Source organism: Planococcus glaciei, from assembly GCF_900099655.1.
GTDB lineage: Bacteria > Bacillota > Bacilli > Bacillales_A > Planococcaceae > Planococcus > Planococcus glaciei.
Map to the genome: position 1 here is coordinate 314,612 of NZ_FNDC01000001.1, position 11,303 is coordinate 325,914.

At 49.0% G+C, this 11,303-nt stretch carries 10 protein-coding genes; 5 read left to right on the top strand and 5 right to left on the bottom strand.

Annotated features, from left to right (window positions below; genetic code table 11):
• Nucleotides 1-100 precede the first annotated feature (100 nt).
• Nucleotides 101-292, bottom strand: coding sequence for a hypothetical protein (locus BLQ32_RS01570; RefSeq protein WP_036811823.1), 192 nt, complete (start codon nt 290-292; stop codon nt 101-103).
• 350 nt (nt 293-642) lie between these two features.
• Here BLQ32_RS01570 and BLQ32_RS01575 point away from each other — a divergent pair, with 350 nt between their 5' ends.
• Nucleotides 643-1,599, top strand: a complete 957-nt coding sequence (locus BLQ32_RS01575; RefSeq protein WP_074508827.1) for a YsnF/AvaK domain-containing protein — start codon at nt 643-645, stop codon at nt 1,597-1,599.
• Nucleotides 1,600-1,643: 44 nt separating this feature from the next.
• Here BLQ32_RS01575 and BLQ32_RS01580 read toward each other — a convergent pair whose 3' ends face one another.
• Nucleotides 1,644-2,366, bottom strand: coding sequence for a class I SAM-dependent methyltransferase (locus tag BLQ32_RS01580; RefSeq protein ID WP_074508828.1), 723 nt, complete (start codon nt 2,364-2,366; stop codon nt 1,644-1,646).
• 139 nt (nt 2,367-2,505) lie between these two features.
• Here BLQ32_RS01580 and BLQ32_RS01585 point away from each other — a divergent pair, with 139 nt between their 5' ends.
• Nucleotides 2,506-3,372, top strand: a complete 867-nt coding sequence (locus BLQ32_RS01585; protein WP_074508829.1) for an alpha/beta fold hydrolase — start codon at nt 2,506-2,508, stop codon at nt 3,370-3,372.
• Nucleotides 3,373-3,615: 243 nt separating this feature from the next.
• The gene (locus tag BLQ32_RS01590) at nt 3,616-4,899 is read left to right on the top strand and encodes an ATP-binding protein (RefSeq protein ID WP_074508830.1); all 1,284 of its coding nucleotides are present in this window, start codon (nt 3,616-3,618) and stop codon (nt 4,897-4,899) included.
• Between the two features lie 67 nt (nt 4,900-4,966).
• On the opposite strand, the gene BLQ32_RS01595 is transcribed toward BLQ32_RS01590, so the two are convergent.
• Nucleotides 4,967-6,025, bottom strand: coding sequence for an LLM class flavin-dependent oxidoreductase (locus BLQ32_RS01595; RefSeq protein WP_074509092.1), 1,059 nt, complete (start codon nt 6,023-6,025; stop codon nt 4,967-4,969).
• A 327-nt stretch (nt 6,026-6,352) separates the two neighbouring features.
• On the opposite strand from BLQ32_RS01595, the gene BLQ32_RS01600 reads away from it, so the two are divergent.
• The gene (locus tag BLQ32_RS01600) at nt 6,353-8,773 is read left to right on the top strand and encodes a DUF4084 domain-containing protein (RefSeq protein WP_244890300.1); all 2,421 of its coding nucleotides are present in this window, start codon (nt 6,353-6,355) and stop codon (nt 8,771-8,773) included.
• A 71-nt stretch (nt 8,774-8,844) separates the two neighbouring features.
• Here the strand turns inward: BLQ32_RS01600 and BLQ32_RS01605 are convergent, their stop codons facing one another.
• Nucleotides 8,845-9,522 (bottom strand): protein kinase family protein, encoded by a 678-nt coding sequence (locus tag BLQ32_RS01605; RefSeq protein ID WP_074508831.1) that lies wholly within the window; start codon nt 9,520-9,522, stop codon nt 8,845-8,847.
• Between the two features lie 254 nt (nt 9,523-9,776).
• Between BLQ32_RS01605 and BLQ32_RS01610 the strand changes: the two genes are divergently transcribed.
• Nucleotides 9,777-10,622 (top strand): metallophosphoesterase family protein, encoded by an 846-nt coding sequence (locus BLQ32_RS01610; protein ID WP_074508832.1) that lies wholly within the window; start codon nt 9,777-9,779, stop codon nt 10,620-10,622.
• 202 nt (nt 10,623-10,824) lie between these two features.
• Here BLQ32_RS01610 and BLQ32_RS01615 read toward each other — a convergent pair whose 3' ends face one another.
• Nucleotides 10,825-11,247 (bottom strand): YybH family protein, encoded by a 423-nt coding sequence (locus BLQ32_RS01615; RefSeq protein ID WP_074508833.1) that lies wholly within the window; start codon nt 11,245-11,247, stop codon nt 10,825-10,827.
• Nucleotides 11,248-11,303: the final 56 nt, after the last annotated feature.

Sequence of the window (11,303 nt, forward strand, 5' to 3'; positions counted from 1 at the left end):
CTGGCGTCCTGAGCCGGAGCGGTTTTGAACAAAAAAATAAAGCCGGCCAACTATGAGCCGGCCGGCTTTATTGCGGTGTTCCTTTATTCCCTATGGGCTGTTAATAGCTCAACGCTTTTTCGTAAAGCCATCTTTTCAAATTGCCGATGGATGGGAAAGAGACGGCTTCTCCGGTAAGCTTATTTTCTGCGCTTATGATGACATCAAACTCATCCTGAACGAAAGACCATCCGTCTTCAATAAGAGTGCGCGCCGTTTTAATCATCATGCTTGACCCTTTGATCACTTCCATTTTTATAGCCTCCCTTTCGATTGGTGTAGTTTATTATAATAGATAATCTTAAAATTTTCAGACTTTTCTATCAAATTATTTTTCTATTCCTTATTTTTTCTTGAGATAAACCCTCAATCTTTTTTTATTGCTCATTTCTCCGCAAAAAAGTGAAAAATAAACCAGAAGAAAAATTTTTCTTCCATATAGCAGCCTTATCATTATACTTCCTTCAATTATTGCTTCACAAACCTAATGCCCTGTTTCAAATTTGTCTATTTTGAGAAGATGTTTAGCCATTTAAAGACGGGGTACATAAACATTACCTTGCTTTTTAAAAGGGATTCATCAACTACAAGGAGGAATTCGAAATGGAAAAAAGAGGTAACAAACTTATAGGTGTATACGATGTACAGGCAGAAGTATTAAGCCAAGTGAACGAATTGAAAACTCAAGGGTACAGCGAGGACGACATTTATGTCATCGCCCGCGACAACGACCAATTGAATATGATCCGGAGACAAACAGATGTCAACCTGGATACACAAGGTTCTACCGGCCATCACGAAGAAGAAGGATTCATGGGCAAATTCGTGAACTTCTTATCTGGAGATGACAACACGCGCAGCGCATTTGACAACATGGGATTAGACCCTGCGGACCGTGATGCATATTACCACCAGGTGGAAAACGGCAAAATCTTATTATACGTAGACAAAGAATACGGCGATTCTTATAACAGCTACAGCGACCGTGCAGGACGCGATTCAGCAATTGCCGGAACCGCAACAGATACGCCATTCAATTCAGGCAGAACAACGGATGCAGATTTCGATTCGAGCAGAACAACAGGCGCGAACTTCGATTCAACAGACAGCACATTCGGCCGGACAGGCGACACGGATGAAGAAACGCTTCGCCTTCACGAAGAGCGATTGAATGTAAATAAAGACCGCGTGCAAACCGGTGAAGTGAACGTCGGCAAACACGTTGTTGAAAGCGAGCAGTCCATCGAAGTTCCAGTGGAACGCGAAGAAGTGTACATTGAACGCCGTCCGGTAAATGAGGAAGTTTCTGCAACTGAAGGCGGGTTGACTGATGCTTATCAAGAAAACGACACCATCCATGTACCGCTTTCTGAAGAGCGTGTGGAAGTAACGAAAAAAGACGTCGTTTCTGAAGAAATCGTCGTCGGCAAACGCAAAGTACAGGATACAGAAACTGTGCGCGAAACCGTTCGCCGTGAAGAAGCGGATATCGATGAAGACGGACAACTTAACAAAAACCGTACTGATGCTACAAACCGTACGGATCGCGACCGTTTATAATTCATTCAAAAAGCAGCCCTTGTGGCTGCTTTTTTTGTTGCCTTTTACGCTTGAATCGCTGCAATGGCAAAGTAGTCCCCTTCAATGGAAGTGTATTCCACCCGTTCGAAATGCGCTTTGAACCCGGCTTCTGCAAGCAGCCTTTCCCACTCCGCCATGGAAAACAAGCCGGATTCGGTCCGGTCGAATTCCCGGAACACATTGCCTTCTTCATCCCGCATCACATAGACGTATTCGGTTTCCGTTACATGGTCATCCGGGTCGCTGTCATACGTCCATTCCAGGTAGCGCATGCCTTTCTTTCCCAGATCGCTGCCGCCGTGGTCCGTTTGGGGCCGGAATGTTTCTTTGAACTGGTCCGCCACAATAAGCAGCATCCCGTTTTCGTTTAAATGCTTTTTTGCGTTGTGCATGACGGCCAATAAATCCGCAGCCGTCGTCAAATACATGATGGCGTCGTGGATAAAAACGAGGTCGAACTGCGAATTAAGGTCCAGGCTCCTCATATCTCCTTGGATATGCTCACAGTCCGGGTTCAGTTTCCGGCTGATTTGGAGCATGTCCGGCGATAAATCGGTCAGCACCATGGAAAAATGCTCCTTGAAGTAATAGGCATTGCTGCCTCCGCCGCTGCCGAATTCCACCGCCGTCCGGACGCCGGGATGGTGGCGCCGGATTATTTCCAGATACAGCCCCGCTTCTTCTTCGTATTCCGTATGGGGAGACATCAGCGGCCACCATTCTGCCAATTCCTTGTACAGTTTCATCTCGCTTCTCCGCCTTCCGTTTTTAAATTGATTGAACTATAAGCCGATTTTCTCTCCTTGTCAATATGGCTCCGGACAAACGGATTGAAAGTGGTTTTTAAGGGAAACAACTAAGTAAAACCAAAAAGGAGTGGGTTTCATGCTGTTTGAAAATTTCCGCCAGACCACGATAGACACGGGCGGCGCACAGATCAATCTCCGCTTCGGCGGCGAAGGGCCGCCGCTGTTGCTGCTTCACGGACATCCACAGACGCATGCGATGTGGCATTTGATTGCGCCGCGGCTGGCCAAGGATTTCACCGTCGTGATGCCGGACCTCCGGGGCTACGGCGACAGCTCCAAGCCGGAATCGGCCGAAGACCATTCCACTTATTCGAAACGGGCAATGGCAAAAGACCAGGTCGCAGTCATGAAAGAGCTCGGATTCGACCGTTTCTCGGTTGCCGGACATGACCGCGGGGCGCGCTGTGCTTACCGGCTGGCACTCGATTTTCCGGAAATTGTTGAAAAACTGGCCGTGCTGGACATCATCCCGACCGGCGAAACGTTCCGGCGCGCTGACAAAGATTTCGCCATGGGCTACTGGCATTGGTTTTTCCTGGCCCAGCCTTTTGACTTTCCGGAACGCGTCATCGGCCAGAATCCGGACAATTTCTATTTCCAGGGCACCCGGCATTTGTTCCACCCGGAAGCGCTCGCGGAATACTGGCGGGCCATCCATCTGCCCGGCACCATCCATGCGATGTGCGAAGATTACCGCGCGGCCGCTACGATTGACTGCGAAATCGACGACTTGGACCAGGGAACACGAAAGATCGCCTGCCCCACTCTTGTACTGTGGGGCGAAAAAGGTTCTTTGCCGAACTGGTACGATGTACTGGATGTGTGGCGCAGCTGGGCCGAAGACGTCCAGGGGCGAAGTCTCGATTGCGGCCATTACCTGGCGGAAGAAGCGCCGGAGGAAACTGGCGCGGAGTTTTTAAGGTTTTTCAAAAACATCTCTTAAAAAGCCGGTCCAATAAATGGACCGGCTTTTTCACTTTATTGTATATTCCATGCTATTTATTCATATATCGTAAAATTCAGATAATTATATTGACTTATGCTATTTGTCTTGCTATTTTTGTATTAAGTATGCGAAATTAACCATTTCTTTCTGCCTAATAAAAAAATCGATTTTGTTCTTTCCTTCCCTTGTCGATTCATGCCCTAAAGATTCTTCATTCCAACATTCACTGGAGGTAAAAAAATGAAAAAGACGGCCGCCAAAAAAATATTAATTCTTAGTGGAATCTCGCATATGATTGACGTCGTAGAAACCGCAAAAAGAATGGGGTTCTACACCATCGTGACGGACAAGGCACCCGGCTCCCCTGCGAAAGCATACGCCGATCGATCTTACGATGTCAGCACCTCGGATATGGACCGCTTAGCGGAAATTGCACAGTCGGAAGGGATTGACGGCGTGTTCAATGGTTTTGACGACTTGAATACGTGGAACGCTTTGGCATTGTGCGAAAAATTGGGAATGCGCTATTACGCAACGAAAGAACAGTTGGAAATCTGTTCGAACAAAGATCAGTTCAAGGCATTTTGCCGCCAATTCAACGTACCGGTCATCGGCGAATATGAAATCGGTGCAGACTTGAATGAGGCAGATCTTGCCGCCTTGAAGTACCCGGTCATCGCCAAACCGGTTGACAGCTATGCGAGCCAAGGCATTACCGTGTGCTACAGCCCGGAAGAACTGAAGGCCGGCTATCAAAAAGCCCTTGATTATTCCAAATCTCAAACAGCCATCATCGAACCGTTTATCGACACGCCTTACGGAACGATGATGTATTATACGGTCCAAAACGGAGAAGTGTACTTGTCCGCTGTAACAGACCGCCACGTGCACAAGCAGGCAAAGGAACATCCGCCGCTGCCGATCGCCGTCGCTTTTCCGTCCCGCCATAAAGAACTTTACCTGGAAAAAGTGGACCCGCAAGTGCGGGAGATGATCCGCGCCATGAATATCAACAACGGCGTTCTGCTGATTCAGGCTTTATATGAAAATGAGGAATTTTATATTTACGAAATGGGCTTCCGGATCAGCGGTTCCCAGCACTATACGATTGTTGAAAAGCAAACAGGCGTCAACCTGCTCGAAATGATGCTCGACTATGCCGTCGGCGAAGACATTGCCAAATACGACATCTCGAAATATGACAACAGCTATATGCCGTATCCTTCATGCAATTTGCCGATCCTGCTGAATCATGGAACCATCGCCGAAATCAAAGGGCTTGAGGAAATCCTGGCAATGCCCGGCATATTGAACGCGGTCATCAACCGTAAAGTGGGCGATGAAGTCAAACCGAACGGATCGTACAGCCAAATGTTCGGCCGGTTCAATATTTCCGAAAACTCGCTGGCCGCCCTTCACAAGACCATCGATCTTCTTTATACAAAGCTGGAAATCGTCTCAACAGAAGGCTTTGATATGAAGCTGGTGAAATACCAGCCGACAGAAATCGAAGCCATTTCCTAAAGTCTGCGGGACAATCCGGCCAACTAAAAAACGGACATCCTCTTTAAGGCTGTCCGTTTTCTCATTTTCAGCTTTTTGCTGTGTATTTTTTCACTGCCGGCAAAATTTCATTGCCGATCAATTCAATATTCCGCAGCAAGCGGTCGAACGGCACACCGCCGAAGTCCATTTGGGCAATATAGCGCTGGTGGTCGAACACTTCGTGCTGATACAGGATTTTTTCGATGATTTGCTGCGGGCTGCCGATGTTCATCACATCATGTGGATGCGCCCCCTGGTAGAAATGCGGCTTTGGATAGCCCCGGCCGTTTGTCAGCATCATGCCTTTGTCGATATGCGGATGCATTTCATCAAATGCCTGCTGCGTCGTTTCGGCCGCATGGAAAAATCCGGCCGTCGCCACCGGCAGCTCAGCCGGATCGAAGCCGCTTTCGGCCGCGGCTTCCCGGTAAGCGTCCACCGTGTACTTAAAGCTTTCCGCTGGCCCGCCAAGTGTGGCAAGCATCATCGGAACTCCTGCGTGCCCTGCTTTAATGGCGCTTGCCGGATGCCCTCCGACCGCACGCCAAATCGGCAATGAGCCGTTCTGTGGACGCGGGATGATGCGGGCGTTGCGGAGCGGTGCCCGGAATTCACCGCTCCAATTGACCACTTCCTGTTCATTGATCTGAAGCAGCAAGGCAAATTTCTCTTCATACAGCTCTTCATAATCCCGGACGTCGTAGCCAAGCAGTTCAAACAGTCCGATGCGCGATGCGCGGCCGGCGACTATTTCCGCCCGCCCTTCTGAAATCAGATCGATGGTGGCAAAATCTTCAAAGACGCGCACCGGATCGGACGTGCTGATGATGGTCGATGAACTCGAAATCTTGATTTTTTCGGTCGCCTGGGCAATCGCAGCGAGTACTGCGGTATGGGCCTGCGTCGCAAAATAGTCCTGGTGGCTTTCACCGACGCTGAAAAAGTCGAGCCCTGCCTCTTCCGCCAGTTTGGCCAGCTCGATAATCTGGCGGATGCGTTCGCCGGCCGAAATTCGTTCCCCTGTTTGCGGATCTGGAATGTGGTCCCCTAATGTGTACAGCCCGAATTCTAGGCCATTCTGCTGATTGATGCGGTATTTCTCCATGTCTTCCATCCTTCCTTGATACATGCATTAAAAAATATCTTGAATTCAGTATATCTCGCCCTCGGCATGAAAGTAAGTAAAATGCTCTCTTTTTTAAGCTGTCCCCTAAATTCCTACCATCCAAGAGGGTGGGAATAAATTTACAAAAAAATGTTAGAATCTGTAATAATAGTGTTTCTTTATTTTCTTTTAAATTTTATAATGAATGAAAGAGAATTTCTTTTTATCAAAAAAGTACTTTTATATTATATATTTTAATTATCAGTCAACTTACAATAAGCTTATTGCCAATTCTTCCATCCGGAGAATGCCCTTAATCTGAATGAGGTGAAGACCATTTTACAGCCTGAACCCCACAAACTGTTTGTTTCCTATTTAATCTTTCACATAACCGTCTATTACATATGGCTTTTTTATGGCGGCTTTACGGAAACCGTCCAGACAGCGGGAACTTACACTATCCCGTTTTCGGCTTCATTGGTTGCCACGCTGACGCTTTATCTCGTTTACCGGAAGAAGCAAGGCCCAAGAAAGTATTTCTGGCTTCTTTTTGCGCTGGGCTGCCTCAGCTACGCCATTGCAGAAGGCATCCGGATCTATTATTCAGTGATTCCGAAAAGCGAAGTGCCTTACCCAGGATGGGCAGACCTTTTCTATTTTCTCCAGATTCTTTTTTTCATCGCCGCTTTTCTCCAGCAGCTGTGGCAGAAGAAAAAAAACACCAATCAGATTAAATTTCTGTTCGATATGTGCATCATCATGGCTGTTTTTACGGCAATCAGCTGGCATTATGTCATTCAGTACGCATTTTCCGAAGGTTCGCTTTCTCCCGCGCTGCTCGCTACATCGATCGGTTATCCGGTCGGAGATTTGCTGCTCTTATTCTGCGCCATCAGCTTTTATATGCGCGCAGACATTCTGTTCCCCCGCCCTGTTTTGGCGCTTATTTGTGCCAGCGCAGGCGTCCAGATTTTCGCCGACACGGCGTATCTTTATTATTCCACCAAATCCGACAGCTATGTTTCGGGAACTCTTTTCGATCCGCTATGGACAGTGGGACTTTTGCTGACGGCTCTTGCCGGCATATACGCGCTGCAGGAACAAAGAAAAGAAACGGATGCGCCGAGCTTGGCCGCTGGCACTGTGCCAGCCAACGACGAAGGCGTTTCGCTGCGAATGTTATTTCCCTATTTTAGCCTCGTGCTGCTGTTTATCGTCATGGTCTTTGAAAAAGACGGACCCATGAACGGCTTGATTGTCGGAGCGGGTATGTCTGTCGCCCTGATTATCTTAAGACAAGTTTTCACCATGCTCGAGAATCAGAAATTATTGGCCCAGTATCATGATTTGACTGCCATCCTGGAAGAAAAAATCGAGCAGCGGACGACCGAACTCAGCACGAAGAACGAACAATTGGCGGTAGCGGTGCAGAAAATGGAGCACATGGCTTACCACGACGCGCTGAGCGGATTGCCGAACCGGAGACTGTTTTTAAGCAAATTGAATGCTGCGATTGCTTCAGCCGAACGCCATTCACATCAACTCGCTGTCGTCTTTGTCGACTTGGACCGCTTTAAAAACATCAATGATACGTTTGGACACGAATTCGGCGACTTGCTGCTGCAGGGTTTTTCCAAAAAGATGGCTGAGAACCTGCGCCAAATCGATACCGTGTCGCGGCAAGGCGGCGACGAATTCACCATCATCCTGAATGACATCAAAGCCACCGAAGACATTGTGCCGCTTGTCAAAAGAATCCAGTCTATTCTCGAGAAACCTGTGGTTGTCAACGGACAGGAATTGCATGTGTCCATGAGCATCGGCATTGCCGTTTATCCGCAGGACGGAAAAACGACCGAGGAATTGATGAAACACGCAGATATCGCCATGTACCACGCAAAAGAAAACGGCAAGAACAATTACCAGTTTTTCTCCGATGAAATGCAGTCGACCATGTTCCATAAAATCCAGCTGGAAAACGATTTGCGGGAAGCGCTCGACAACGAGGAATTTATCCTGCATTACCAGCCGCAAGTAGAAGCGGCCACCGGGAAAATCGTCGGAATGGAAACCTTGATCCGCTGGCAGGCACCTGACGGGACGATCATTTCGCCAGCCGAATTCATCCCGCTGGCAGAAGACACTCGCCTGATCATCCCGATTGGAAAATGGGTGCTGCACCATTCCTGTATGCAGGCGAAAAAATGGCATGACGCAGGCCATACCCATTTAAAGCTTGCCGTCAACTTGTCGCCTCTTCAATTTATGCATGACGAATTGATGGACACCGTCCAAGATGTGCTCGAGGCGACCGGCTTTGACGCTTCGTCATTGGAACTGGAAATCACAGAAAGCGTCGCTGTCTATGATGCAGAAAAAACGATTGCCCGTATGCAGGCCTTGCGGAATATGGGTGTGCGGATCGCGCTCGATGATTTCGGCACCGGCTATTCATCCTTGGTCTATTTGAAGAAATTCCCGATTAACAGCCTGAAAATCGCCCGGCCATTTATCCAGGATATGGTGGACAATCCAAAAGACAAAGCACTGGTCGAAGCGATTGTTTCGATGGCCCATAGCCTCGAATTGTCTGTCATTGCAGAAGGTGTGGAAACGCCTGAACAGCTCGCCTCCCTAAAAGCGCTGAAATGCGACGAAATCCAGGGCTATTTCTTCAGCAAACCGCTGGCTGCTGAAACTTTCGCCTCCTTGATCAATAAAAAAATGGATTCCATTAATATGCGGTAACCATAAAACCCCCTTTTCCGTTTTGAGTTTTAAACGGAAAAGGGGGTTTTACATGATTCCGGCCGGATTTGTCACTTCCGGAAATTCAGCTGTCTGGAGACAATCTCCATAAACTCGTCAATCGACGAAGAATAATTGTTCCAGTGATGGTACCATTTCCGGATCGTATCGAGCAGCCAGAACGGCATCGGGGTGCCTTTGATCAGCCCGTAATATTCGGTGTACGCTTTTTTCAAATGCTCCCAACGGAAATCGTTGCCGGGCTTGATGTATTCCGAGACGTCGAGAAGTTTTGCGCGCCCGTTTTGCAGGAGGATGTTTTTCAAATGGATGTCGCGCGGATTCATCCCTTGTGCGCGGACAAACTCGCGGGCCGCTTCCACATCGGCAATCACCTGGTCCGGAACCGGAATGCCCTGCAGCAGGCAGTCAAAAAGTGTCGGGCCTTCTTCGTATTTCAAGACCAGCAGCCGGTCCGTGGCGCCGAAGCACCGAGAGAAAAACGGGGACTCCCCCAGCCGCTTGTACACTTCCGCCTCTGCTTCGAGTTTGTCCTGCTTGCCATCTGCGTAAAGCTTGAATGCATAACCGGGCTCGGTGAGCGACTGGAACACCGCCGCATCGGTTCCGACGCCGATGCAGCGCATATCCCTCGCTATCCCTTGTATAGTGACCGGCTCGTTGTCCGGGTGTGACGTTACGGTAAGGTTGTTCAATGACGCTGAAGCCGTTTGCCAATATTGTTCCATGCGATCCCTCCTTGAATGTGGATTGCCATAAACCTTTATCCAGTTCCACTCAGTATAAAGAAAGTTGATTCCGAGGAACAGCAACAACTATCGAGCGGTGGAAGGCCGCTAAAATCAAGCCCTTCCAAAAAGCCCAAACCCCTTTAAGCATAGGAATGCCCCGAAAGTTTACAAAGTTTAACACCTTCTTTAAAGCAGCTTAGCAATCGTCTGCAATACTGGATGACGTAAGCGAATGAGAGGAGATGGAGACTTTGAAAATTGCAGTTATCGGCGATTTGCATTATCCGGCACTCGAAGAAGGCTACCTGTTGACAGAAGAAGAGCGCAACGCGTTTTACGAAACGTTTCTGGAACGCTTTTTTTCCATCCAAGCAGACTTGTATGTATCCATTGGCGACTTGACGAATTACGGGCTGAAAGAGGAACTGGAGGAAGTCTATGCCTTGATCGACCAGCACCAAAAACCGTTTGTCCAGGTACTCGGAAATCACGACGTCTACGGCATGAAGCGACGCGACGTGCTGATGGTCACGAAGCAGCAGCGCTACCAGGCGATTACGACTGATGCAGCCACTCTCGCTTTTCTCGACACCGCAAAAGAGCAGGACACCAAGGACTGGGGAGGCACCATCGACCCCGAGCAGCTTGACTGGTTCGATGACGTTGTCGAAAGAAGCGGAGATTTGCCGCTGATCGTCTTCGCCCACCATCCCGTCCACGGCACGACAACCAACTCCAGTCAGGGCAAGCTCTGCATCCATCCCGACATTCCGGTATGGACCGTGTTGAGCCAAAAACAAGGGCGCGGCCTGTACGTCAACGGCCATAACCATTTCAATTCGATTGTGGAACGGGACCAGTGGAGCTTTATGCAGATTGCCGCCGTGCTCGATGAACAGGCCGTGCGCGTCGTCGAAGTGTCGGACTCCGAAATCTCCATACATTCCATCGACTTGTACGACCCGGAACTCAACAAACAGGCGCAAGTGATCGGCAACGCCATCAGCCATTTCCAGCTCAATCCGCATCCGCTTGGGACCTTGAACGACCTGCAGCACCAGATTGCTCTGGAGCCGGCCTCCACTAAAAAAGTATAAGCTTCCAAGCAAAAAGGAGTTGTCCCAAAAGTAATTTGGGACAACTCCTTTGCGACGAAGCTAGTGCAGCGATGCAACGGTTTTTCATGTCCCGAAGCTGGCGTAGCGATGCAGGGACAGAAACAAGAGCAATAGTATTACCACATACTTTATTAGCAGCAAGGAGTTGTGAAAATCCCTTGCAGAGCGCTGCCTTCCCTTGTTACCCGAAAATGGCGCGGCCGTCTTCCATGTGGACCGGCACGGAGGAATGTTCATGAACGATGCGCCAGGAACCGTCCACTTTTTCCAGCACAAACGTAAAGCGGTTCTTCGTTTTACGCAATTGCTTGCCCGATTGATCAAGTGCCGCAAAGCTGATGATGCAATGCACATGGGCGGAGTCTCCGTATTCCTTGGCCCCTTGGCTCTCCACTTCGGCGCGCAGCTTCGCCCCTTCCTGCTCCATTCCGCTGAACCATTCCGTTACGAAAGCCCTCCACGCTTCGATCCCTGTGTATTCCCATTGCTCAAAGCAATCGAATATGCAGACATCCGGTGCATAGGCGGACAAAAACTTTTCGGCATCCCCTTCGTACACTGCTTCCGTGTAGTTGGCTACCAGGTCTTGTACAGTCGCAAACATATAAAATCCCCTTTCTTGGCACAGCGTTTTTAGTAGCATTCGTCTCCGGCAAGCCG